Origin of the sequence: Bacillus tuaregi (genome assembly GCF_900104575.1) — a bacterium.
Classification (GTDB): domain Bacteria; phylum Bacillota; class Bacilli; order Bacillales; family Cytobacillaceae; genus Bacillus_BD; species Bacillus_BD tuaregi.
On the sequence record NZ_LT629731.1, the window covers coordinates 750,530 to 775,765 of the forward strand.

Annotated in this window: 23 protein-coding genes, 1 tRNA gene and 1 other RNA gene; 18 read left to right on the forward strand and 7 right to left on the reverse strand. The window is 41.7% G+C overall.

What is annotated here, in order from left to right; translation table 11 throughout:
* From rapZ to BQ5321_RS05795, 4 genes are all read left to right on the forward strand, one after another.
* Window positions 1-894 (forward strand): RNase adapter RapZ, encoded by an 894-nt coding sequence (gene rapZ, locus BQ5321_RS05780; RefSeq protein ID WP_071393607.1) that lies wholly within the window; start codon window positions 1-3, stop codon window positions 892-894.
* Window positions 891-1,877 carry a gluconeogenesis factor YvcK family protein gene (locus tag BQ5321_RS05785; protein WP_071393608.1) on the forward strand — a complete coding sequence of 329 codons (987 nt, stop codon included), beginning with the start codon at window positions 891-893 and terminating at the stop codon, window positions 1,875-1,877. Before rapZ ends, BQ5321_RS05785 begins: the two co-directional genes overlap by 4 nt.
* A gap of 34 nt (window positions 1,878-1,911) precedes the next feature.
* Window positions 1,912-2,853 carry a DNA-binding protein WhiA gene (gene whiA / locus BQ5321_RS05790; RefSeq protein ID WP_071393609.1) on the forward strand — a complete coding sequence of 314 codons (942 nt, stop codon included), beginning with the start codon at window positions 1,912-1,914 and terminating at the stop codon, window positions 2,851-2,853.
* A 179-nt stretch (window positions 2,854-3,032) separates the two neighbouring features.
* A complete protein-coding gene (locus tag BQ5321_RS05795; protein ID WP_071393610.1) occupies window positions 3,033-3,290 on the forward strand; it encodes an HPr family phosphocarrier protein in 258 nt (85 codons plus the stop codon).
* Between the two features lie 95 nt (window positions 3,291-3,385).
* Here the strand turns inward: BQ5321_RS05795 and clpP are convergent, their stop codons facing one another.
* On the reverse strand, window positions 3,386-3,991 hold the full coding sequence (clpP, locus tag BQ5321_RS05800; RefSeq protein WP_071393611.1) for an ATP-dependent Clp endopeptidase proteolytic subunit ClpP: 606 nt from the start codon (window positions 3,989-3,991) through the stop codon (window positions 3,386-3,388).
* Between the two features lie 277 nt (window positions 3,992-4,268).
* A tRNA-Arg gene (locus tag BQ5321_RS05805) sits at window positions 4,269-4,340 on the reverse strand.
* A 188-nt stretch (window positions 4,341-4,528) separates the two neighbouring features.
* On the opposite strand from BQ5321_RS05805, the gene rpoN reads away from it, so the two are divergent.
* From rpoN to ssrA, 14 genes are all read left to right on the forward strand, one after another.
* Window positions 4,529-5,860, forward strand: coding sequence for an RNA polymerase factor sigma-54 (gene rpoN, locus BQ5321_RS05810; protein WP_071393612.1), 1,332 nt, complete (start codon window positions 4,529-4,531; stop codon window positions 5,858-5,860).
* 21 nt (window positions 5,861-5,881) lie between these two features.
* Window positions 5,882-6,121 carry a glutaredoxin family protein gene (locus tag BQ5321_RS05815; RefSeq protein ID WP_071393613.1) on the forward strand — a complete coding sequence of 80 codons (240 nt, stop codon included), beginning with the start codon at window positions 5,882-5,884 and terminating at the stop codon, window positions 6,119-6,121.
* Between the two features lie 134 nt (window positions 6,122-6,255).
* Entirely contained in the window at window positions 6,256-7,278 is a 1,023-nt protein-coding gene (locus tag BQ5321_RS05820) for a sugar-binding transcriptional regulator (RefSeq protein WP_071393614.1), read from the forward strand.
* A 61-nt stretch (window positions 7,279-7,339) separates the two neighbouring features.
* Window positions 7,340-8,347 (forward strand): type I glyceraldehyde-3-phosphate dehydrogenase, encoded by a 1,008-nt coding sequence (gene gap, locus BQ5321_RS05825; protein WP_071393615.1) that lies wholly within the window; start codon window positions 7,340-7,342, stop codon window positions 8,345-8,347.
* Between the two features lie 450 nt (window positions 8,348-8,797).
* Complete coding sequence (locus tag BQ5321_RS05830) at window positions 8,798-9,982, forward strand: phosphoglycerate kinase (RefSeq protein WP_071393616.1); 1,185 nt, start codon at window positions 8,798-8,800, stop codon at window positions 9,980-9,982.
* A 42-nt stretch (window positions 9,983-10,024) separates the two neighbouring features.
* Window positions 10,025-10,786: a triose-phosphate isomerase gene (gene tpiA / locus BQ5321_RS05835; RefSeq protein WP_071393617.1), complete on the forward strand. Its 762-nt coding sequence runs from the start codon at window positions 10,025-10,027 to the stop codon at window positions 10,784-10,786.
* Complete coding sequence (gene gpmI / locus BQ5321_RS05840; RefSeq protein WP_071393618.1) at window positions 10,779-12,314, forward strand: 2,3-bisphosphoglycerate-independent phosphoglycerate mutase; 1,536 nt, start codon at window positions 10,779-10,781, stop codon at window positions 12,312-12,314. Before tpiA ends, gpmI begins: the two co-directional genes overlap by 8 nt.
* A gap of 522 nt (window positions 12,315-12,836) precedes the next feature.
* Window positions 12,837-14,132, forward strand: a complete 1,296-nt coding sequence (gene eno, locus BQ5321_RS05845) for a phosphopyruvate hydratase (RefSeq protein WP_071393619.1) — start codon at window positions 12,837-12,839, stop codon at window positions 14,130-14,132.
* Window positions 14,133-14,317: 185 nt separating this feature from the next.
* Complete coding sequence (locus tag BQ5321_RS05850; protein WP_390622138.1) at window positions 14,318-14,599, forward strand: hydrolase; 282 nt, start codon at window positions 14,318-14,320, stop codon at window positions 14,597-14,599.
* A 173-nt stretch (window positions 14,600-14,772) separates the two neighbouring features.
* Window positions 14,773-15,006, forward strand: a complete 234-nt coding sequence (gene secG, locus BQ5321_RS05855) for a preprotein translocase subunit SecG (protein WP_071396796.1) — start codon at window positions 14,773-14,775, stop codon at window positions 15,004-15,006.
* A 150-nt stretch (window positions 15,007-15,156) separates the two neighbouring features.
* Complete coding sequence (locus tag BQ5321_RS05860; protein WP_071393620.1) at window positions 15,157-15,903, forward strand: alpha/beta hydrolase; 747 nt, start codon at window positions 15,157-15,159, stop codon at window positions 15,901-15,903.
* A gap of 96 nt (window positions 15,904-15,999) precedes the next feature.
* On the forward strand, window positions 16,000-18,366 hold the full coding sequence (gene rnr / locus BQ5321_RS05865; protein WP_071393621.1) for a ribonuclease R: 2,367 nt from the start codon (window positions 16,000-16,002) through the stop codon (window positions 18,364-18,366).
* A gap of 166 nt (window positions 18,367-18,532) precedes the next feature.
* Window positions 18,533-19,000 carry an SsrA-binding protein SmpB gene (gene smpB, locus BQ5321_RS05870; protein ID WP_071393622.1) on the forward strand — a complete coding sequence of 156 codons (468 nt, stop codon included), beginning with the start codon at window positions 18,533-18,535 and terminating at the stop codon, window positions 18,998-19,000.
* A gap of 220 nt (window positions 19,001-19,220) precedes the next feature.
* Window positions 19,221-19,582: a transfer-messenger RNA gene (gene ssrA, locus BQ5321_RS05875) on the forward strand.
* Between the two features lie 144 nt (window positions 19,583-19,726).
* Here ssrA and BQ5321_RS05880 read toward each other — a convergent pair.
* The 5 genes from BQ5321_RS05880 to BQ5321_RS05900 form a co-directional block, all read right to left on the reverse strand.
* The gene (locus tag BQ5321_RS05880; protein WP_084786667.1) at window positions 19,727-20,803 is read right to left on the reverse strand and encodes a Ger(x)C family spore germination protein; all 1,077 of its coding nucleotides are present in this window, start codon (window positions 20,801-20,803) and stop codon (window positions 19,727-19,729) included.
* The gene (locus BQ5321_RS05885; RefSeq protein WP_071393623.1) at window positions 20,787-21,887 is read right to left on the reverse strand and encodes a GerAB/ArcD/ProY family transporter; all 1,101 of its coding nucleotides are present in this window, start codon (window positions 21,885-21,887) and stop codon (window positions 20,787-20,789) included. Before BQ5321_RS05885 ends, BQ5321_RS05880 begins: the two co-directional genes overlap by 17 nt.
* A 10-nt stretch (window positions 21,888-21,897) precedes the next feature.
* Entirely contained in the window at window positions 21,898-23,379 is a 1,482-nt protein-coding gene (locus BQ5321_RS05890) for a spore germination protein (protein WP_071393624.1), read from the reverse strand.
* A 144-nt stretch (window positions 23,380-23,523) separates the two neighbouring features.
* Entirely contained in the window at window positions 23,524-23,940 is a 417-nt protein-coding gene (locus BQ5321_RS05895) for a DUF350 domain-containing protein (protein ID WP_390622139.1), read from the reverse strand.
* Window positions 23,937-25,235 (reverse strand): glutathionylspermidine synthase family protein, encoded by a 1,299-nt coding sequence (locus BQ5321_RS05900; RefSeq protein WP_071393625.1) that lies wholly within the window; start codon window positions 25,233-25,235, stop codon window positions 23,937-23,939. The genes BQ5321_RS05895 and BQ5321_RS05900 overlap by 4 nt, the downstream gene beginning before the upstream one ends.
* Window position 25,236: the final 1 nt, after the last annotated feature.

Consider the following 25,236-nt stretch of genomic DNA (forward strand, 5'->3'; position numbering starts at 1 on the left):
ATGAGTACCGGATCGCTTAATGACTCTCAAGTAGTGATTATTACAGGTATGTCAGGGGCGGGAAAAACAGTTGCTATCCAGAGCTTTGAAGACTTAGGTTTTTTCTGTGTAGATAATTTACCTCCTACTCTGCTTCCGAAATTTCTCGAACTGATGAAAGAATCAGGCAATAAAATGAATAAAGTCGCTTTAGTGATGGATTTACGCGGAAGAGAGTTTTTTGAAGACCTCTTTAAAGCGTTGGATAATTTAGTGGAAAGCTCCTGGGCAACCCCACAAATCTTGTTTCTAGAAGCAGATGATGAGACCCTCGTCAGAAGATATAAGGAAACAAGAAGAAAGCATCCGTTAGCAGGTACTGGCCTTCCGCTTGAAGGCATCCAAAATGAAAGAGCGATGCTGGCAGATTTAAAGGGAAGAGCGCAACACATATACAACACATCGCAGATGAAGCCACGCGCACTACGTGAAAAGATCCTAACAGAATTCTCTTCTAATAAAAAAGCAATCTTTACCGTCAACGTGATGTCGTTCGGCTTTAAACACGGAATTCCAATTGATGCTGATCTTGTGTTTGATGTTCGTTTTTTACCAAACCCGCACTATATTGATTCGATGCGACCGTTAACCGGCTTGGACAGTGAAGTCTCTGGTTATGTGTTAAAATGGAATGAAACGCATAAATTCCTTGAAAAAGTGACAGACCTGCTTGCTTTTATGCTTCCACATTATAAACGGGAAGGGAAGGCACAGCTAGTGATTGCCATCGGCTGTACGGGTGGACAGCACCGCTCAGTGGCATTGGCAGAATACATTGGGCACCACTTTGAAAAGGATTATCATACCCGTATCTCACATCGTGATATTGAAAAAAGAAAGGAACCACTAACATGACGCAAAATGGGCAGCCGCCAAGAATCGTCATCATCGGTGGCGGAACAGGATTGCCGGTATTATTAAGAGGATTGAAGAAATATCCTGTTGATATCACGGCAATTGTTACAGTTGCCGATGATGGAGGAAGCTCAGGTCGACTTAGGGATGAGCTGAACATTCCTCCTCCTGGTGATGTTCGCAATGTATTGGCCGCTCTATCAGATGTTGAGCCATTAATTGAAGAAATGTTCCAGCATCGATTCAAGTCAACTAATGATTTATCCGGTCATTCGCTTGGAAATTTAATCTTAGCGGCGATGACTTCTATTACAGGGAATTTCATGAACGCGATTCAGGAAATGAGCCGAGTATTGAATGTGCATGGAAAGGTTCTGCCTGCCGCTAATCAAAGTGTTGTTTTGCATGCAGAGCTGGAGGATGGTCATATGATTTCCGGGGAATCCAAGATTCCATTCTCTGGAAAAAAGATTAAGCGTGTTTTTTTAACTCCGGAAAATATTAAACCGCTTCCAGAAGCCCTTCAGGCGATTCAATCCGCAGATTTAATTATTATCGGACCGGGCAGTCTTTATACAAGTATTCTGCCGAATCTTCTTGTTCCGCAAATCGGTGATGAGGTTTGCCGGGCGAAGGCAAAGAAGGTCTATATCTGTAATTTAATGACCCAGGCAGGAGAGACACATGACTACTCAGCAAGTGATCATGTGCAGGCTGTCTATGATCATCTGAATGAACCATTCATCGATACGATTCTGGTTAACAGTGAGGATATACCAGAGGCGATTCAAAAGCGCTATAGTGAAGAGGCTGCCAAGCCCGTTCATTTTGATGTGAGCAATCTCTATGATTTAGGACTTGAGGTAATCTATGGTGAAATCGTGAGTCTGGAAAATGGTGTGATTCGCCATGATACAAATGAAGTAGCAAAAATTTTATATTCGTTCTTAATAGATGAAACCAACAAGCGTCATAATGCGTAATAATAGATAGAGCTTGTCAATGGGAGGTGCAGCAATGTCTTTCGCTTCAGAGACAAAAAAGGAACTGACAAATTTAGAGGTAAAGGATTGTTGTGGAAAGGCCGAACTATCAGCCCTCATTCAAATGAATGGCTCCCTCTCTTTTACAAATCGAAAGCTAGCAGTGGATATTCAAACCGAGAATGCAGCGATTGCTAGAAGAATTTACACGCTAATAAAGAAATACTATACCGTTAGCGTGGAGCTATTAGTTCGAAAAAAAATGCGCTTAAAGAAAAATAACGTGTATATTGTTAGAATGGTAGAAAATACGCGCAGTATTTTAGAGGACTTAAAAATAGTTGGGGAAGGCTTTGAATTTCAAACTGATATTTCACCAGAGCTAATTAAGAAAAAGTGCTGTAAGCGTTCCTATTTACGTGGAGCGTTTTTAGCAGGAGGCTCTGTCAATAACCCGGAGACTTCCTCCTATCATCTTGAAATCGCTTCACTCTACAAAGAGCACAACGATTCACTATGTGAACTCATGAACTCTTTTGATTTAAATAGCAAGACACTGGAGCGTAAGAAGGGCTTTATCACGTACCTAAAGGAAGCAGAGAAAATAACTGATTTTCTCATTATTATTGGGGCCAACAATGCCCTCCTTCGGTTTGAGGATGTTCGGATTGTTCGGGATATGCGAAATTCAGTCAATCGGTTAGTGAACTGTGAAACCGCTAATTTAAATAAAACGATTGGAGCGGCCATTCGTCAGGTGGAGAATATTAAATATATTCAAGAATCTGTCGGTCTCGAGATTTTGCCGGAAAAATTGCGCGAAATCGCCGAGCTTCGTGTTCATTATCAGGATGTGACCCTAAAGGAACTAGGTGAAATGGTTTCCGGCGGCACCATTAGCAAATCGGGCATCAATCACCGGCTTCGAAAAATTGATGAAATCGCAGAAAAATTACGAAAAGGTCAAACGATTTAAAATACTCTAAACAAAAGAAGTGTATAATAAAATAGTATAGTTACGAGAGCAAGGTCCACAGCAATGAAGGAAAATCGGAAATCGTATAGCTTTGTATCGTGACAGCTGGTTACAATTAGGGTCAAAACCCATTAATGATAAAGAGATATAATGATACTTTATTAGGAGGATTATGTGAGATGGTAGAAAAACAGGTTGAAGTGAAATTGAAAACAGGTTTGCAAGCTCGTCCTGCTGCTTTGTTTGTACAAGAAGCTAATCGATTTTTATCAAATGTTTATTTAGAAAAAGACGGTAAAAAGGTAAATGCAAAAAGTATTATGGGGCTTATGAGCCTTGCTCTTGGTTCAGGAAGCACGGTGCTATTGAGTGCAGAGGGAAGTGATGAGAACGAAGCGATTGAAGAACTGTCAAAGTATATTGAGCAGGAAGATTAATGCTGTTATTCAATTGAATCATATAAAAAGAAAAACTCGCAGCATTTTTCAATGCATGCGAGTTTTTTTAGTCATTAAAGCGCTCAGCACTTTAATTATTTATCATTCTTTTCAACAGCATTGCTGCGTGAAATAATATGGTCAATTAGGCCATATTCCTTTGCTCTTTCTGCTGTCATGAAGTTGTCACGATCAGTATCGCGAGAAATGACTTCAAGCGGCTGACCTGTGCGCTCTGAAAGAATCGTATTTAATTTTTCGCGTAGGAAAAGGATACGCTTAGCAGCAATTTCAATTTCAGTTGCCTGACCCTGTGCACCGCCAAGTGGCTGGTGAATCATGACTTCTGCATTTGGAAGAGCATAGCGCTTTCCAGGTGCACCAGCAGTTAGTAGGAAGGCACCCATTGAGGCAGCCATACCAATACAAATGGTTTGTACATCCGGTTTAATGAACTGCATAGTATCATAGATCGCCATTCCAGCTGTGATGCTTCCACCAGGGCTGTTAATATAAATGGATATATCCTTCTCAGGATTTTCTGCTTCAAGGAAAAGTAATTGTGCAACAATCGAGTTTGCTACGTTATCATCAATTCCGCTTCCTAGCATAATAATACGGTCTTTTAACAGTCGGGAATAAATATCATATGCTCGTTCCCCGCGGTTTGTTTGTTCAATAACTGTTGGGATTAAATTCATTTTTTATATCCTCCTTCTCATTACTATAGGTTCCGCAGCGATAGAAAGCGTATATCCTATAGCTGTTTGTAATTTAATCATACACTGATGGTCAAACAAGGTCAAATAATAGACCTGAATCTGAATCAAAGAATTATTCGACAATATTTTTGTTGTGATGTTGACCCGTATGTTTCCTCTTTCATCATAACCAAGCATCAGTGGTCTTAAACGAGTTTCATGCTTAAGTGCACAAAAAAACACCTATCCAAAGGGATAGGTGTTTTTGTTTTTAGTACGCCCTCGGAGGGAATCGAACCCCCATTTTAAGAACCGGAATCTTACGTGCTATCCGTTGCACCACGAGGGCAAAATAAAAGCGTCATTTAACAACGCCTTTTCATTATATGATAAGACATTTTTCTTTGCAAGTTTCTTTTTTATTATTTCTCTGTCAATTTCTAGCATAAAACAATAATTATAGTAGTATTTTTAAATAATCATATTTTCATTCACGAAAAAAGGTTCATATTGTAAAATTAACAAGAGGTGATGTTCATGAGTATGAAGGCAGGATTATGGCAGCAGCAAACGATGAAATTATCCATGACTCAGGAATTAACCCAGGCGATTGCCTTGTTGCAGTATTCCACCCAGGAATTAATGGAATTTCTCGAAAATAAGGCAATCGAAAACCCGCTTCTGCAAATCGAACCTGGGAGCATTCAATCCGTAGACCCTCGATATGATTCTGTTAAAAAGGTAAAAAAGTCCTTACGTGAGGATAAACACAATTGGCTCGAGCAAATGGCAAAAAATGAAACCACCTTAGCGGACTATTTATTAGCCCAATTAGATTTACGATCCTACAATGAAAGTCTAAAAAAGACGATTCTTTTTTTAATTAACAGCCTAGATGAAAACGGTTACTTACATATCGCTCTAGATGAAGTAGCCGATATTTTAGCTGTACCACAGCCAGTAGCAGAAAAGGCGTTAGAAACCATTCAGGCGCTGGAGCCTCCTGGGGTTGGCGCGAGAAACCTGCAGGAATGTCTGCTTTTACAGCTTAAATATAACCGTGATGAGGATAAATTAGCCTATCGAATCCTTTCCGACTATTTTCTATTATTTGCTGAAAAAAAGTGGCGTTTGATTGTGAAGCAGTTAGAGATAGAAATGAAGCAGATTCAGGAGGTTTTTGATGAGGTGCAGGCCTTAAACCCGAGACCAGGCTCGGATTATTCCTCAGAGCCATCGGCCTACATTATTCCTGATTTGATGATAAAATGGGATGGTGAAGCATTTTCTGTTCAAATGCTCGATGAGTCCCTGCCGAAAATTCAGTTTAATGAAGGCTATTATCAAAAATTTCATGCGAATGGTGATGCGAAGGTCAAGCGTTTTCTGCAGGAAAAACAGCAGGATTATCACTGGATTATGAAAAGCATAGAGCAGCGCAAAGAAACCTTGCTAAGGGTAGCTCTAAAAATGATTGAAAAACAGCCTGAATTTTTCAAGCATGGGAAGGAATACTTAAAGCCGATGACCATGAAGGAAATTTCTGAGGAGCTGGAGATTCATGAATCAACTGTAAGCCGGGCAGTGAGAGAAAAATATGCCCAAACGGTCTTTGGGACAATTGAATTAAAATCATTATTTTCCAGTACCATCAAAACAAACTCTAGCCAGGATGCTTCATCTGTTCAGGTGAAAAAGGAAATGGCTCAGATGATTGAAGCGGAGGATAAGCAAAAACCGCTTTCAGATCAGGATTTAGCTTCCCTTTTGGAGGAGCAGAAAGGCATCGTTGTTTCAAGAAGAACAATTGCCAAGTATCGTGATCAATTAGGAATTCCCTCCTCCTCGAAAAGAAAACGGTTCGGATGATAACAGAAAAGGATGAAGAAGATGAAGGTTGTAACACTGTTTACCAGAAATGGATGTCATTTATGCGATATAGCAAAGGAAATCATCATGGAGCTCAAAAATGATTTCGATTTTGCTTATGAAGAATGTGATATTGAAGAACGGGATGAATGGACTGAGGCGTATGGCTTAATGATTCCCGTTATTCTATTAGATGGGAAAGAAGTCCAATATGGACAAATAGACAAAACCTTATTATATAAAGCGTTTTCAGAAAAATAATTGATTCTTTGCTATTGAAATAGGAAAACTTTCCTGCTAGAATAATTTCTGCAGGGTAATTTTTTTTGTGTCAGGTGGGACATAATATGTCTAACGTGGACTTTTATTGACCAACCGTGAAGGAGTTACATAGAATGAAATCAATGATTGAATTACAAAAAAGATTATTACCTGACCTGCTACCTACTATCCAAAAAAGATTTCAAATTCTCCGTTTTATCGGAGCGATGGAGCCAGTCGGTCGGAGAAGTCTTGCTGCTTCTCTTGGTTTGACAGAGAGAGTGTTAAGAAGCGAGGTAGAATTCCTGAAGCTGCAAAAGCTCTTATTCAGCACGACAGCTGGAATGAGCTTGACAGAAGATGGAAGAGAGCTCGTGGAAGAACTCCAGAGCTACATCCGTGAGATTATGGGAATTGATGAAATGGAAGCAAGCCTTAAGAAGATGCTTGGGATAAACAAGGTCATCATCGTTTCCGGGGACAGTGAAGAATCTCCTTGGGTGAAGGATGAACTTGGAAAAGCATGTGTTACAAGCATAAATAATAATTTAACAGGAGAAAATATCATTGCAGTAACCGGCGGTACTACTATGGCTGCAGTTGCCGAAATGATGTCTCCGCAGTCACAGGATCGTCAATTATTATTTGTTCCAGCTCGTGGCGGTATTGGGGAGGATGTCAAAAATCAAGCCAATACGATTTGCTCGAAAATGGCAGAAAAAACGGGCTCGAAGCATCGTGTTCTTTATGTACCTGATCAAGTAAGCAATGAGATGTATCAATCGATGAAAAAGGATCCGGAAATTAAAGCAGTTTTGGATTTAATCAAATCGGCCAACATGGTTTTGCATGGAATTGGAGATGCTATAACCATGGCCAAGCGTCGAAAGACAAGTGCAGAGGACATCAACAAGCTTGAAGAGTCTGCAGCTGTCGGAGAAGCCTTTGGCTACTACTTTAATGAAGCTGGTGAGGTTGTTCATAAAGTGCAGACAATCGGCATGCAGCTGAAGGACCTTGAGAAGGTTAACCATGTTATTGCGATAGCAGGTGGTGCTTCAAAAGCAAAAGCGATTCGTGCTTATATGAAGCAGGCGCCGACATCAACTGTATTAATTACAGATGAAGCGGCAGCAACTAAGTTGTTACAAGGGTAAGGCCCTTTTAATAAAGATTCTATAAAAAATAATCCTTACATAATTAAAGGAGGAAATTATAATGACAGTAAAAATTGGTATTAATGGTTTTGGAAGAATCGGACGTAACGTATTACGTGCTGCACTAAATAACCCGAATGTAGAAGTGGTAGCTGTTAACGATTTAACAGATGCAAACATGCTTGCACACCTTTTAAAATATGATTCAGTACACGGAATTTTAAATGTTGAAGTATCTGTAAACGGCAATAACCTAGTCGTTAATGGAAAAGAAATCATTGTTAAAGCTGAACGTAATCCAGCTGACCTAGGCTGGGGAGATCTTGGCGTAGAAGTAGTAGTTGAATCAACTGGACGCTTCACAAAGCGTGAAGATGCAGCGAAACACCTTGAAGCAGGTGCGAAAAAGGTTGTTATCTCTGCTCCAGCATCTGACGAAGATATCACAATCGTAATGGGTGTTAACGAAGACCAATATGATGCGGCAAACCATCATGTACTTTCTAACGCATCATGTACAACAAACTGCTTAGCTCCATTTGCAAAGGTTCTTAATGACAAATTTGGCATTAAGCGTGGTATGATGACAACGATTCACTCATATACTAATGACCAGCAAATTCTAGATTTACCACACAAGGATTACCGTCGTGCTCGTGCAGCAGCTGAGAACATGATTCCAACTTCAACTGGTGCAGCGAAGGCAGTATCTCTAGTATTACCAGAGCTTAAAGGTAAATTAAACGGTATGGCAGTACGTGTACCAACTCCTAACGTTTCATTAGTTGACCTTGTTGCTGAGCTTGAGAAAGAAGTAACAGCTGAAGATGTAAATGCAGCATTAAAAGCAGCTGCTGAAGGTGAATTAAAAGGAGTTCTTCAATACAGTGACGAGCCACTAGTATCTAGAGATTATAACGGTGACCCACATTCTTCTTCTGTTGATGGACTTTCCACAATGGTAATGGAAGGAAACATGGTTAAAGTTATTTCTTGGTACGATAACGAAACTGGTTACTCTACTCGTGTAGTTGACCTAGTTGATTATATTGCAAAAAAAGGTCTTTAATTTAAAATAGGCGCCCATCTGCCCGATAGCATCTCGGGCGCCTTTCTTCTTTTATAAACAAAATAACTGCGCTAAACTTAGACTAGTGTCTAGCTTCAGCGCCTAGCGTCTAGTGGACTTCACACTTCCTCCTTACGATAAGTCAACATCGAATCACGCTAACGCGTTCTTCGTGTTTCCTTTATCTCAGTCCGGAGTGCTCCAGTCCATACGCCGCTGGGCAAGGCGCTTACGCTTTTCTATTTGTGAAAATAATTATAATGTTCGTTAAAGAAACTATTGGAAAATTTTCCAGCGAACGACTATAATGGTTAAGGGTATCACAGGGGAGGGGGAACATTCCCCGCTCCTTTTTTCATGCGGATGAATGGCATGAAAGAAGATTGACCATTCGATTACCGCTTATGGATTTGCTTTTCTATACTTACTTCTTAAAGGAGGATCTTTTCGTTGAATAAAAAGAGCGTAAAAGATATTGATTTAAAAGGGAAAAGAGTATTTTGCCGCGTTGATTTTAACGTACCAATGCAGGATGGTCAGATTACAGATGAAACCCGTATTCGTGCGGCACTTCCAACCATCCAGTACATGCAGGAGCAAGGAGCAAAGGTCATTCTTGCTAGCCACTTAGGACGTCCAAAAGGACAAGTAGTAGAAGAAATGCGTTTGACACCGGTTGCTAAGAGATTATCAGAACTACTTAGCAAGGATGTTAAAAAAGCGGACGAGGCTCACGGCGATTCAGTCAAATCACTTATCGCTGAAATGAATGAAGGCGATGTCCTCCTGCTTGAAAATGTTCGTTTCTACCCTGGAGAAGAAAAAAATGATCCGGAATTAGCGAAGGCTTTTGCGGAATTAGCAGATATATATGTAAATGATGCATTTGGAGCTGCACACCGTGCCCATGCATCAACAGAAGGAATCGCCCATCATCTTCCTGCAGTATCCGGCTTCTTAATGGATAAAGAGCTTGAGGTAATCGGCAAAGCCCTTTCTAACCCAGAACGCCCATTTACAGCGATTATTGGTGGAGCAAAGGTAAAGGATAAGATTGGTGTCATTGATAATCTGTTAGAGAAGGTTGATAATCTGATTATTGGCGGCGGTCTTGCTTATACGTTTGTGAAAGCACAGGGTCATGAGGTAGGGAACTCTCTTTTAGAAGAAGATAAGATTGAACTAGCAAAGACCTTTATGGAAAAGGCAAAGGAGAAGGGTGTCAACTTCTATATGCCAATTGATGCCGTTGTGGCAGATAAATTTGGTGCAGATGCCAATACAAATAATGTTTCCATTGAAGAGATTCCGTCCGATTGGGAAGCGTTGGATATCGGTCCGAAAACGGCTGAGCTATATGCTGACGTCATCAAAAAGTCGAAACTTGTCATTTGGAATGGCCCAATGGGTGTTTTTGAAATCGATAAATTCGCTAATGGTACGAAGGCAGTCGCTGAGGCCTTAGCAGCTTCGAACGATACATATTCGATTATCGGCGGTGGCGATTCAGCTGCAGCAGTTGAGAAGTTCAACCTTGCCGAAAAAATGAGCCATATCTCAACTGGTGGTGGTGCTTCCTTGGAATTCATGGAAGGTAAAGAGCTGCCAGGTGTTGTAGCACTGAACGATAAATAAGGGAAGCTAAGCTTTCTATAGCTTGAAAGGATGTATAACAAAATGCGCAAACCAATTATCGCGGGAAACTGGAAAATGCATAAGACCCTTCCTGAAGCCAAAAGCTTTATGGAAGAAATCATCAAGGCAGTTCCATCAAATGAGAAAGTAGAGTCCGTTGTATGTGCTCCAGCTTTATTTTTGCATAGTTTGGTGGAGCTTGCGAAAAATACAGATGTAAAAATCGGTGCTCAAAATATGCACTTTGAAGAAAAAGGTGCTTTTACAGGTGAAATCAGCCCGGTTGCCTTAGCAGACCTTGGTGTACAGTATGTGATTATCGGTCACTCTGAACGCCGTGAGATGTTTAATGAAACAGATGAGTCTGTGAACCAAAAGGTATTGGCTGCTTTTAAACATAACTTGATTCCGATCGTTTGCTGTGGTGAAACATTAGAGCAGCGTGAAAGCGGCGTAACAAATGAGTTTGTCGCTTCTCAAGTTCAGAAAGCTCTTGCAGGACTTTCAGCAGAGCAGGCGAAAGAGACGGTCATTGCCTATGAACCAATCTGGGCGATTGGCACTGGTAAGTCTTCAACAGCACAGGATGCGAACGAAGTATGTGCCCATATTCGTTCCGTTGTGTCAGAGCAGTTTTCAGCAGAAGTAGCGGAGGCAGTCCGCATTCAATACGGCGGCAGTGTAAAGCCGGAAAATATCAAGGAATATATGACAGAATCAGACATCGATGGAGCCTTAGTTGGAGGCGCCAGCTTAGAAGCGGCATCTTTCCTACAATTGTTGGAGGGTGGAAAGAATGAGTAAAGCGCCTGTTGCGTTAATTATTTTAGACGGTTTTGGCTGCCGGGACGAGCAAAAGGGAAATGCAGTGGCCCAGGCAAAGAAACCAAATTTTGACCGTTTGTGGAAGCAGTTCCCGCATAACCATTTAGGTGCCAGCGGTGAATCAGTTGGTCTTCCAGATGGGCAAATGGGAAATTCAGAGGTTGGCCATATGAATATCGGTGCTGGCCGAATTGTGTATCAAAACTTTACCCGCGTAAACATTGCGATTCGTGAAGGTGAATTTGAGAAAAATGAAACCTTCCTTGATGCGGTAAACCATGTAAAGCAGCATGATTCTGCCCTTCATTTATTTGGCCTATTATCTGACGGTGGTGTGCACAGCCATATTACCCATATGTATGCATTACTACGTATGGCAGCAGACCACGGTCTGAAGAAGGTGTACGTACACGGATTTTTAGACGGTCGTGATGTAGGTCCGCAAACAGCTGATATCTATATTAGTGAAGCACTGGAAAAAATGAAGGAATACGGCGTTGGTGAATTTGCCACGATTTCTGGTCGTTACTATTCAATGGACCGTGATAAGCGCTGGGAGCGTGTCGAAAAATGCTACCGTTCGATGGTATACGGTGAGGGTCCTTCCTACACTGATCCATTACAGGTTGTGAAAGACAGCTATGAGAACGGCATTTATGATGAGTTTGTGCTTCCTTCTGTCATTACAAAGGAAAATGGTGAGCCGGTTGCGACGATTCAAAACAATGACGCGGTGATTTTCTATAATTTCCGTCCAGACCGTGCCATCCAAATTTCGAACACATTTACGAATGAAGACTTCCGTTCGTTCGATCGTGGGGAAAAGCATCCATCCCCATTACATTTTGTATGCTTAACCCATTTCAGTGAATCGGTTAACGGCTATGTGGCCTTTAAACCAACGAACCTGGATAACACACTTGGGGAGGTTTTAGCGCAAAATAACTTAACACAGTTACGTATCGCTGAAACAGAGAAATATCCTCATGTTACGTTCTTCCTAAGCGGTGGACGTGAAGACGCATTCCCTGGTGAAGAGCGAATTTTAATTAATTCACCAAAGGTTGCCACATATGATTTACAGCCTGAAATGAGTGCCTATGAAGTGACGGATGCACTTCTTAAAGAAATTGCAGCGGATAAATTTGACGCGATTATTTTGAACTTCGCAAACCCAGACATGGTAGGACATTCCGGTATGCTGGAACCAACCATTAAAGCCGTTGAAACGGTTGATGAGTGCTTAGGTAAAGTCGTCGATGCCATCCTTGCTAAAGGCGGTCACGCCATCATCACAGCTGACCACGGAAATGCGGATGAAGTTATCACAATTGATGACAAGCCAATGACAGCTCACACAACGAATCCGGTACCGGTTATTGTAACGAAAGAGGGCGTAACCATCCGTGACGGTGGTATTCTAGCGGACCTTGCCCCAACCATCCTAGATCTACTAGGAGTAGAAAAACCAGCTGAAATGACTGGAACGACGATTATTAAAGCGTAAAGAACGGTATAGGCTACCGAAGAAGTGTAAAATTCGTAAGAGCGGTAGCCTATAAGCGGTATAAGCTACCGAAGAAGCGGAAAATTCGCAAGAGCGGTAGCCTATAAGCGGTATAGGCTACCGAAGAAGTGTAAAATTTGTAAGAGCAGTAGCTTATAAGCGGTATAGGCTACCGAAGAAGTGAAAAATTCGCAAGAACGGTAGCCTATAAGCGGTATAAGCTACCGAAGAAGTGAAAAATTTGCAAGAACGGTAGTCTATAAGCGGTATAAGCTACCAAAGAGTGAAAAATTCGCAAGAGCGGTAGCCTATAAGCGGTATAAGCTACCAAAGAAGTGAAAAATTCATAAGAGCGGTAGCCTATAAGTGGTATAAGCTACCGAAGAAGCGAAAAATTCGCAAGAGCGGTAGTAGCCTATAACTCCTCTTCAAGCGAAAACAAATAATTATAATCATTCTAGTAACTTAATTCTCTAAATCGGAGAAAAATATATTAATCATCTATTAAAGGAGAGATTTTCTATGCCATACATCCAACATGTTTATGCTCGTGAAGTACTTGATTCCCGTGGTAACCCAACCGTTGAAGTAGAAGTTTTAACAGAATCAGGATTTTTTGGACGTGCGTTAGTACCATCTGGTGCATCAACTGGTGAATACGAAGCCGTTGAGCTTCGTGACGGAGACAAAGGACGTTACCTTGGTAAAGGTGTTCTGAAAGCCGTTGAAAATGTAAACGACGTAATCGCTGAAGAAATCATCGGCATGGACGTAACAGACCAAGTGGGCATCGACCAAGCGATGATCGAATTAGACGGAACTGAAAACAAAGGCAAATTAGGTGCCAACGCGATCCTTGGTGTATCTATGGCTGTTGCACACGCTGCTGCTGAATCTGTAGGTCTTCCTTTATACCGTTATTTCGGTGGTGTGAACGCGAAGCAACTTCCAACTCCAATGATGAACATCATCAACGGTGGTTCTCACGCTGATAACAACGTAGACTTCCAAGAGTTTATGATTCTTCCTGTTGGAGCTCCTTCTTTCAAGGAATCGATTCGTATGGGTGCAGAAGTATTCCATGCCCTGAAGAAGGTTCTTTCTGGTAAAGGCTTAAATACAGCTGTGGGTGATGAAGGTGGATTCGCTCCAAACCTTGGATCTAACCGTGAAGCATTAGAAGTAATCATCGAAGCAATCAAAGCGGCTGGCTATGAGCCAGGCAAAGATATTGCTCTAGGCATGGACGTTGCTTCTTCTGAGTTCTTCAACAAAGAAACTGGCAAATATGATCTTGCTGGTGAAGGACGTACTGGCTTATCTTCAGCAGAAATGGTTGATTTCTATGAAGAGCTTTGCAACGAATTCCCAATCATCTCCATTGAAGATGGTTTAGATGAAAACGACTGGGAAGGTCACAAGCTTCTAACTGATCGCATTGGTAATAAAGTTCAGCTTGTTGGGGACGATCTATTCGTAACAAACACGAAGAAGCTAGCTGAAGGTATCGAAAAGGGTATCTCAAACTCTATCCTAATCAAAGTGAACCAAATCGGTACACTAACAGAAACTTTTGATGCTATTGAAATGGCGAAGCGTGCTGGCTACACAGCTGTTGTTTCTCACCGCTCTGGTGAAACAGAAGATGCTACCATTGCAGACATCGCTGTTGCAACAAACGCTGGTCAAATCAAGACTGGTTCTATGTCTCGTACAGACCGTATCGCAAAATACAACCAATTACTTCGCATCGAAGACGAACTTGGCGAGCAAGCAGTATACGCTGGCATCAAGTCTTTCTATAACTTAAAGAAGTAATTCAAACCTAACCGTTATTAGCCTCCATTCCGTGTGGGATCACGTCCCCGCAGATGGAGGCTTTTTCTCTTTTCTGTCAGAAAAATTGTGTTTTCGACATATAGGGTTTGTCCAAGCTCTTTTGAAGTCGGAGCATAAAGTATAAATGCGGGTGATATTTTTCAACGGAAAGGAGAGAATTCTGAATGAGTTATATGGGATTTCGTCAAGGCGAAGTAATGGGTGTTCAAGATAATGGTAATGGCAGATGTAGAGGCTGTGTATGTAACCAGCTTAGAGAATTGCAAACAGGTACTTCTGTCGATGTGTTTTTATGTGGAGGCACTATGTTTGCCGGATTAACATTTGTCAACTTTAATGATGATACCTGCTGTGCTTATTTTAGTGAAAATGGCTCCATTCTTGTCTTAGATTGTGGAAAAGTCCAAGCGCTTCGGGTTGTCAATTGCTGTAATGGCAATGGCTAATGCCGCAAAAAACGGGACTTTACGCTAGTCCCGTTTTTCTTATGTCTTTTTTTTATCAAGACCGAAAGATGTCATTTCAGTCTTTACAATTTCGTGAATTTGTTTGGTACTAGAATGGATAATATGATAAAATAGAAATATTGTAAAAGGGCGTTTTCAGGAGGTTTAATATGCTGCATACAATATTAATTACATTACTAGTGATTGTATCGATCGCTCTAATTGTTGTCGTTCTACTTCAATCTGGAAAAAGTGCAGGTTTATCTGGGGCCATTTCAGGTGGAGCAGAGCAGTTATTTGGTAAACAAAAAGCGCGCGGACTCGATTTAGTCCTTCAGCGTTTAACTATTGTATTATCTGTATTATTCTTTGTATTGGCAATCGTTGTCGCTTATTTTGGAATATAATACAGAAAAGACCTGGCCACGTGGTCAGGTCTTTTGTTGTCCCGATTAGGAGCTTCCGCTTTTCTGTTTAAATCAGAATATTAGCATGTTCCAAAATCATTTGTAAAAACTATGATTACCCGAATATATGAATAGAGAGGTCTGTTATTGATGAAAATTGTTACACCAAAACCATTTACATTTGGAAAAGGAAAGCGTGCGGTCTTATTATTGCATGGCTTTACGGGTAATACAGCTGATGTCCGTATGCTTGGCCGATTCCTTGAGAAAAAGGGCTATACCTGTCATGCACCTTTATATAAGGGTCATGGAGTACCGCCGGAGGAATTAGTCCAATCCGGACCTGAGGATTGGTGGCAGGATGTAAAAGCTGGCTATGAGTTTTTAAAAAGTCAGGGTCATAAAGAAATTGCGGCAGTCGGGCTCTCACTTGGTGGGGTATTTTCCTTAAAATTAGGATACACTTTACCTATAAAGGGAATTGTGCCAATGTGCGCGCCTGCTTATATAAAAAGTGAAGAAGTCATGTATGAAGGAATCCTAGACTATGCCCGCGAATATAAAAGACTAGAAGGCAAAACAGAGCAAGAGGTTGAGCAAGAAATGCAGGAGTTTCAAAAAACACCCATGAAGACACTCAAGGCCCTGCAAGACTTAATTGCTGATGTACGCGATCATATTGATATGATTTATGCGCCGCTTTTGGTGGTACAGGCAAGGCATGATCATATGATCAATCCAGATAGTGCAAATCTTATCTACACTCAAGCGGAATCCGTACAAAAGGAGCTGAAATGGTATGAAGAATCAGGACATGCCATTACATTGGATAAAGAAAAGGACCAGCTTCACGAAGACATTTATCAATTTTTAGAAGGACTTGACTGGGAAGAATAAGTGAATGGAAGCTTTTATTAATGGCTCTGTTAAGGCAACGTGTTGATTTTTCCAAGATTAACAGTTGAGCCTTATTCTATAAAAGGAGGGATATAGATGGATGCTACAATAAAACCGCATGTGGATCGATTATTACATTATATGAAGGATGAGGCCTATAAGCCTTTAACGGTTCAAGAATTAGAGCAGGCATTGGGTGTGGACGATTCTTCTACCTTCAAGGATTTTGTTAAAGCCCTAGTATATATGGAAGAAAAGGGGCTTGTCGTCCGGACGAGGAGCAACCGATATGGGTTGCCGCAAAAGATGAACCTAATCCGCGGGAAGCTGACCGGTCATGCAAAGGGGTTTGCCTTTGTGATTCCAGAGGAAGCGGGGATGGACGATATTTTTATACCGCCCAATGAAATCAATAATGCTTTGCATGGTGACATAGTACTTGCCCGTGTGTCATCAGAATCCTCTGGCCAGCGTAGAGAAGGAACGATTGTCAGGATTCTTGAACGAGGGATTCAAACAATCGTTGGGACCTATACAGAAAGTAAAAACTTTGGTTTTGTGATTCCGGATGAGAAAAAATTTGCCGGTGATATATTCATACCAAAGCAAGCGGCTAACGGTGCTGTCGAAGGTCATAAGGTCGTTGTGAAGCTAACGGTCTATCCGGAAGGCAGGATGAGTGCAGAAGGAGAAGTCATTGAAATTCTCGGTCATAAAAATGATCCAGGTGTTGATATTCTTTCGGTTATTCATAAACATGGACTGCCGGGAGAATTTCCGGAGGACGTTCTCAAGCAGGCACACGATACTCCTGATTCAATTGACGAAGAGGAGATTAAAAACCGCCGTGACCTTCGCCATGAAACCATCGTCACGATTGACGGTGCCGATGCAAAGGACTTAGATGATGCTGTAACCGTAACGAAGCTCGAGAACGGAAATTACAAGCTTGGTGTACATATTGCCGATGTCACCTATTATGTTACAGAGGAATCACCTATTGATAGGGAAGCGGCTGAAAGAGGCACGAGTGTCTATTTAGTGGACCGTGTTATTCCGATGATTCCACACCGTTTATCAAACGGAATCTGTTCGTTAAATCCAAAGGTTGACCGCTTGACACTTTCCTGTGAGATGGAAATAGATGAAGATGGTACCGTTGTAAACCATGATATTTTTCAAAGTGTAATTAAAACAACGGAAAGAATGACCTATTCCGACGTCAATAAGATTTTAGTGGATGAGGACGAAGAATTAAGCCAGCGCTATGAGTCTTTAGTGCCGATGTTCCGCCTCATGCATGAATTAGCAAAGATTTTAAATGGAAAAAGGCAGCATCGTGGAGCGATTGACTTTGATTTTAAGGAAGCGAAGGTGCTCGTCGATGAAGAGGGTAAGCCATCGGATGTCGTCCTTCGTGAGCGGTCTGTCGGCGAACGCCTGATAGAGGAATTTATGCTTGCGGCCAATGAGACCATTGCAGAGCATTTCCACTGGATGGATGTACCGTTTATTTACCGGATTCACGAGGATCCAAAGGAAGACAAGCTGCGCCGCTTCTTTGAATTTATTACGAATTTTGGCTATATCGTAAAAGGAACAGCCAATTCTGTCCATCCTCGTGCTTTGCAGGAGATTATTGAGGAAGTACAGGGTAAGCCGGAGGAGATGGTGATTTCAACCGTCATGCTACGCTCGATGCAGCAGGCAAAATATGATCCGGACAGCCTCGGCCACTTTGGACTTTCAACGGAGTATTATACGCATTTCACATCACCAATCCGTCGTTATCCCGATTTAATCGTTCATCGTCTCATTCGTACCTATTTAATAGAAGGAAAGCTAGATCAGATGACAAGGGAAAAATGGGACTCACGCCTTCCTGATATTGCCGAGCATTCCTCGAAAATGGAGCGCCGGGCAGTTGATGCAGAGCGCGAGACAGATGAGCTGAAGAAAGCAGAGTATATGGAGGATAAGATAGGTGAGGAATATGACGGGATTATCAGCTCTGTTACGAACTTTGGCATGTTCGTTGAGCTTCCAAATACAATTGAAGGGTTAATCCATGTCAGCTACATGACAGACGATTATTATCGCTTCGATGAGCGTCATTTCGCGATGATTGGCGAGCGGACAGGGAATGTGTACCGAATCGGCGATGAGATTACGGTTCGCGTCATCAACGTCAATAAGGATGAACGCTCAATTGATTTTGAAATCGTCGGCATGAAGGGCACACGCAGACGCGATCCAAGTGAAGGTGGTCGTGTCTTCAAGACAGGCAGCTCAGAGCGAAAGGCTCGTAAAGGTAAAGAGGGCGGCGAAGGAGGCGGCCGAAGCAGAAGTCGAAATGGCCGTGGCAAAGAAGCCAATGCCAGCAAACCATCTGCCAAGAAGAAAAATAGAAACAAAAAATTCTTCGAAAACGCCCCAGCAGCAAAACGCAAGAAAAAACGCTAACCAAGTAAAGCGTTACACCGCTGGGGGACAGTCCCCCAGCAAGGTAAAGCGTTAAACCGCCGGGGGACTGTCCCCCGGCGGAGTAAAGCGCTAAAGGTAGTGGATTTTGATTTGTTTGGAACGTGAATATTTGCTAAAATAGAGCAAGGAAAGTGGGGAAAGCTCTATGCCAAAAGGTGAAGGTAAGGTTATTGCGCAGAATAAAAAAGCGTATCATGACTATTTTATTGAAGAAACATATGAAGCAGGTCTTGTCCTGCAGGGGACTGAAATCAAAGCGCTTCGGGCGGGACGTGCAAACTTAAAGGATTCCTATGCGAAAATTTTGAATGGTGAGGTATTCTTAATTGGAATGCACATCAGTCCATATGAGCAGGGAAACCGCTACAATCATGACCCGGAAAGAACCCGGAAGCTCCTTTTACATCGCAAGCAAATCAATAAGCTAATCGGTGAAACAAAGGAAGTCGGCTACTCGTTAGTACCCTTAAAGATATATTTGAAAAACGGTTATGCAAAAATCCTCATCGGCTTAGCGAGAGGAAAGAAGAAATTCGATAAGCGTGAAGATTTGAAGAAAAAAGAAGCCAAGCGTGATATTGAACGTGCATTCCGTGAGAGACAGAAGATGTAGACGACAGGAGTTTGATTAAAGCTCCGTCCAATCTGTCTGCAAGCAAGCTGGCAGCTAAACCAGTAAATTACAATTGAAATCACCATGGATTATGGTATAATGAATTATGTCAGCAAGAGCTGATCACTAATCTTTGCTCGACCTTTGAGCATTCCTAACGTCAGCGCAGGTTTGCGCGAATCGATAAGATAATTCAGTTTATCCTCGATTTTCTCATAATGGGGACGCTACGGATTCGACAGGGGTAGTTCGAGCTTAGGTTGCGAGTCGAGGGGATCGGCCTCGTTAAAACGTCAAAGCCTATAACTGGCAAACAACAAAACAATTTCGCTTTAGCTGCCTAATAAGCGCTTAGCGGTTCCTCCCTCCATCGCCCATGTGGTAGGGTAAGGGACTCAACTTTAGTGGGCTACGCCGGATTCCCCCGTCTGAGGATGATGGAAGAGAACAATCAGACTAGCTAGCCCGGACGCCCGTCGATAGGCATATGGAGCGGCGAAACAGCAAATATATCGACTACACTCGTAGAAGCTTAAGTGACGATATCTTTGGACGTGGGTTCGACTCCCACCGTCTCCACCATACATAGCTTTGTTGGTGGTTTATACTTAATTATAACGGACTTGCCGAATAGGCAAGTCCGTTTTTGGTCGTTTTCAGCGGCGCCCCAACTAGATCAATAATGGGCGCCCATTATTGATCTGATAGCGAAAAATCCTCGATGCATTATTCAATAACACCGGTCTGCGTAATCATGACGTCTGATGTTACCTTCACAGTCAGATTTCGATAATCCTCTTTTACCCATTTTTTAATATCAAGCTGACGGGTTTGCGTTCTGACAAAATGCCCTAAACCTAGAGGATCTAGCTTTTGCGCTTGAAAGTCTTTAATGAGCTTCTCACATTCTCTGTTGATTTCCTTTTGAAAGGCCTGCTCTAATAAATCAATATTTTTCGGGGATAGCTTATTGCCAGTAAATTCGTTGATGAGCCCGCGAACGGTTATATGAATGGAGATTTCCTCTGGATTCCGTTTTGTCAGCTTAAAACGATGTCTAGATTTGATACTCCTAATGGCCGCATCCCCTTCATCGATACTGACCCGATGCATCCCCTCGCTAAATTTATCAACAAGGAGCTTAAAGAAAAACATCTTATCCGGCGGGACCACATCGATGACCTTTCCACGGCTAAAAAGAGCCATCCCGTTAATTTCTAATTTATTTTTAGAAAGCTGTTTAATCTGTGGAAGGTATGGCGTTTTCCCCTCCTGATAAAAATCAAACAAAAAGAGGTGAAGGTTTGATTGCGGAACCTCCTCCTGCTTGATGTTATGCTCGAATAAATTGGCAATAAACGTTCCATTTCCCCTTATCCCATAATCCCCCTCTAATAATGGTTTGGCATCCCCGTCAACGACAGCCAAAAATAGCCCGGCACCAACACCAGGGTCTCTTTGGAAGGCATCCACCAATTCAAGAATCCCCTCTTTCTTGGCGATATCTTTCCCAAATAATACTACCTCAAGACTTCCCGTAACAATCGGGTCTGGTGTTTGCTGCTGTATATCCTGCAGTATGGTCTTTTTAATGATCGCCTCAGCCGAGAAGGATTCATTCTTAGGTGGAGAGTCAGGCAAATAAAGAGGAAACGTAACGGTACCTAGAATTTGGCCATTTTCAGACATGTCAAAGCCAATCCCTTCGATTAAGCTGATATCATCCAATACTTCCTTTTGCACACATCCTCCAAGCAGGAAAAGGAGGACAAAAACGATGAAGTATTTACGTTTCTGTTTCACGCTTTTTCACCTTCTCTGCAATGATTGTGGCCAAAAATAATAATGGAATATAGACAAAATTGAAGTATAAGCCAATTTTGGCTGTAATGTCCGTTAAAATATTTACCATTTCACGCGTTAATAACAGACTTGTACCAATAATGCATAAGACTGACAGGGCAGGTACAGAGATTTTTTGCCGTAGCGAAAAAATTTGCTTGGCTAACCAGCTTGCACACCATATTGCAAGACAGGCATTAGGTAGGATAATTAAACACCAATTAGCAATCCCGATATATTCAAAGCGTTCCACGAACGGCATTTTAATAATTTTCCACATAGTAAGTAATGGCCAGGCGTTTTTTTGCAATTGGTTTTCCGAAAAATAGGAAAAGGTTAGGATGGCAATGTACAGACATAGCAAGATTGTATATAGATTTCCTAAACTAGCCCACTTTCGTGATTTCTCCGGGCTTTTGATAAATGGATAAAATATTAGGATTGTTTCAAAGCCAAGCACTGTAAGCGACATATCACGACTTCCACGCAGGATATCTGAAACTGGATGATCTAAAATTGGCAGTAGGTTCGTAAAATCCGAATAAGGTATGGTAATAAAAAACAATAGAACGATATAAAAGGGCAACACAACTGAGAAAAAGGCAATCCCGGTGACGGTCCTAATCCCGCCATTTACGATATAATTTAAGAGAATAAAAAAGACAACTGAAAACCAAAAGATACTTAGCTCCGGAAACATCCACACATGGACAATTTCAATAAATCCTCGCAGGACCGTCACTGTCAGTAAACAAAAGTAAATAATAAGCAGAGAGCAGATGGCTTTACTAAGCTTTTTTCCCAGAATGAAGCTGTGGATCGCTAGGATATCTCCGTCCGCCACTTTGGCCATTTTATAAATCATCCAAATAATTAACTGAATAACGAGCCCGGTCACGATAATCGAAATCCAACCATCATGACCGGCATTCTTGGCAATGATTCTGGTAAAGCCGAGGATGCCAATACCTGTCTGCATCGCATGGACGGTAAAGAATACAAGAAAAGGAGCGATTTTTTTGTTTTCCGGAATGGATACTTTCATAAAATAACCTCTAATCTTCGATATCTTTCTTTTCCTTTGCCGCCTTCTCAGGAAAACGGTCTGACTCTTGTGTCCGTAAGAAGAATGGCCGTTTTCTTTGTTTATTAAAAGGCAATCGGATCAAAGAATCCTTAAAATCCTGTTTCCTTAATGGGTATATTGGCTCTAAAAATGGTCTTCCAAGTGAAGTCAATCGAATGAGATGGGTAAGCAAAAAACAGAAGCAAAGCAATATTCCCAAAAGACCCCAGAGCTCAGCAAAAACTAAAAACGGGAAACGCAATAAACGGATGGTGTTACCCATTTTATATACGGGTGTAGTAAAGGATGCTAGTGCGGCGAGCGCGACAAAAATCAATAATACATTGCTTGTCAGACCTGCTTCCACACTAGCCGTTCCAATCACAATACCGCCCACGATACCGATGGTTTGTCCGACCTTTGTCGGCAGTCGGGCTCCTGCTTCACGTAAAAGCTCGATGGTTAATTCAAGAAATAATGCTTCGAGAATGGGCGGAAAAGGTATCGCCCTTCTCGAAGCCACCAATGCGCTTAATAAATCCTGCGGGATTAACTCGTAATGATAGGAAAGCGTTGCGACATAAATGGGTGTCACTAAAATAGAAAAGGCCACCGCAAATAACCGAATTAAACGAAAAAATGATGAAAGAATCCAATTTAAATAATAATCCTCAAATGAGCTGAAAAATTCTACTAAGGTTGTCGGTGCAATTAAAGCATGTGGTGAGCCGTTTACCATAACAGCTACCTTTCCTTCTGCCAGTATGGCGGCAACTCGGTCAGGTCTTTCTGTATCAAGCAGCTGCGGGAATGGTGAATTTTGATTATCACAAATCATTTGAACAATATACGAGCTATCCGTGATTTCATCAAATTCAATTCCTTTGATTCGCTGTCTGACCGTATCGACATTTTCGACATTGGTAATGCCCTCCAAGTAAAGAATAGCTACTCTTGTTTTCGATAGAGTCCCAATCGTTTGCTCTTCAATAATCAACTCCTTTACAGGAATTCTTTTTCGCAGCAGGCTTAAGTTTTGATCAAGTGATTCAACAAAGGCTTCCTTTGGACCAATGACACTGAATTCAACCTCAGGCAATGTGATGCTTCGCGCCGTGTCCTTTATGGCAGAGAAATAACAAAATTTTTGTGCTTCCCCGGGTATAGTCAGCAGTACATTGCCGGTGATGAGCTTTTCTTCTATGATCGATGCGTCCGTTGAGAGCTGTACATCTGGCAAGGGAAGAAGCTTCCTCGCATCCTCTAATTGATGAAAGTCTTTTTCCAGTAAATAAGGAAGAGCACACTCGCGAATTGTTTTTTCCTCGACAAGAGTGGTGAGAAATGTTAAGCAAAAAGAAAGCTTCGTTTTTTCGTTTTCAAATTCATAGGTTTTAAAATCATGTGATTTTGAAAAAACGTCCTTGGCACTTTCCTTTTCTTTGCCTTTATTTTTTAAAAAATTAAACACGATCGTAGTCTCCTTAGCAGATGAATCTAAAGCTTATTGTTTACCTTAATTGGAAAGAATATGAGTGATTTACAGGTTCAACTGTACATAAAAATGAAAAAAGCCGTATCAAGGGACCTTTCCCTGATACGGCTTTTTCAACTCTTAATAGGTTAAGCTTCCCGCAACAACCAAACCGACGGTAATTCCAGCGGCGAATAAGCTGAAGCCGACGGCTAGATTGCCTTCCTCGACCTTTTTCGCTAAGTTTGTTTTAGGTGTTAGTACATATTCGATAATCAAATACACAATGACCTGCGTGATGATTCCAATTAAGCCCCAAATAAAGGCATCTAAAATACTGACACTTCCACCCCAAACCGTGTAAAGCGTAATCGCTAATCCAATCACCTTACCCCACAGCTTTAATGCGACGGCTGTATTTCCATTCTTAATTAACTCCCATTCTGAGAATTTCGTTGTAAAAGCAAAGGCAAAAATTCCAATGATAATTAAGCCTAAGCCTGTTCCAACATGGGCGAGAAAAGCAAAAAAGCTTTCTGTTGATATGATTTCCATCATTTATTCTCCTCCTCGATATCGATGCCTACCGGTAGGAAATAGGCTTCATTGTCTGTAATTTGTCTACCAGCTCGGATCCCGATTGCACTTGCTTGTCCGTTAATGTAAAAGCACCCATACATATAATGAGCGTTCTTGGACCCATTGACCGTTTGAATCACGGTTTTTGGAAGCTTGATGAATTGCTGATATACGGGCAGTGAATCCTGATAGGTTTTATGAGCATCCTCGGCAACCTTTTCTCCACTGCCTGAAAAGATTTCGACCGTATCTCCCTCACGTCCAAAGGAGGGTTTTTTCACATACGAAATCTCTTGCTCAAGAAAATAGTCCTCATCCAAATAGGTGGGTAAAAAATAGCTATGAATCCATTCATGCTCTTCCGCTGTAAAAAAAGCATGCTCTTCCTCATGTAATCCCCATATTAACGCCATGACGGCTTTGGATTGCAGTAAAAAAGCAGAGGGCGGATTAATAATCGCTAATTCCTTTTCTTCAACGAGCTTCAGTAAAAGCTGTCCAACTTTCTCCTTTGTTGCGGGATCTTCATCCTCAACAAGGTGTTCAATGGGATAGGTCTGTCGGTATAGAACATCAATCTTTTCACCATGGCTATCGTAAAGTCCTTTTTCAATGAGAATTTGACCGTTCTCTGTTATAGACTCTGGTACAAGGCGAAGCTGACTGAGCCCGAGATACTGACTAGGTAATCCAGCGAGCTCCTGCAAATATTTCGTTGTTAAGCGGTCTTCTTCATGATCATTGTGTGAAGAAAAGACGATGCTTGGGCTTCTTCTATGAGCTTCTCTTTTTCCGAGTGATTGAAGAGCCATCTTAAGAGCCAGTTGGATAGCTTCACGAAGCTCCTTAGCACAGGTCTCATTCGGGTTGATTAATCCGAATGCTTTGCAAACCTCCCCATTGACAGAAAAGGTTTCTTTAATAAAAGTAGGTGTATCGGAGTTCACCTCTAGTAGCTTTATTTCATCAGCTGTAACAGCTAAATCAAGCCGTGCAATCACACTTTCGAAGGGCAGGGTTTGAAGTCTGATAAAGGAAAGTGCCGGCTTTGGAAAGCCAAGCTGAAGCAGGGTTTCTTCATCCAATTGCCGTAACAGCGGTGCTGCTTTAAACAAAATATGTCCGATCCGCTCTGCTGCCTGTCTAATGCGGTTTATTCCAGCGGTTGTCTCTTTTTTGACATCATATAAGGCATATTCAGTATTAAATAGATCATGCCAGAATCCCTCGATGTTTTCAAAAAAACGCTGCCTTTCCTGACGAAACGTATTCATG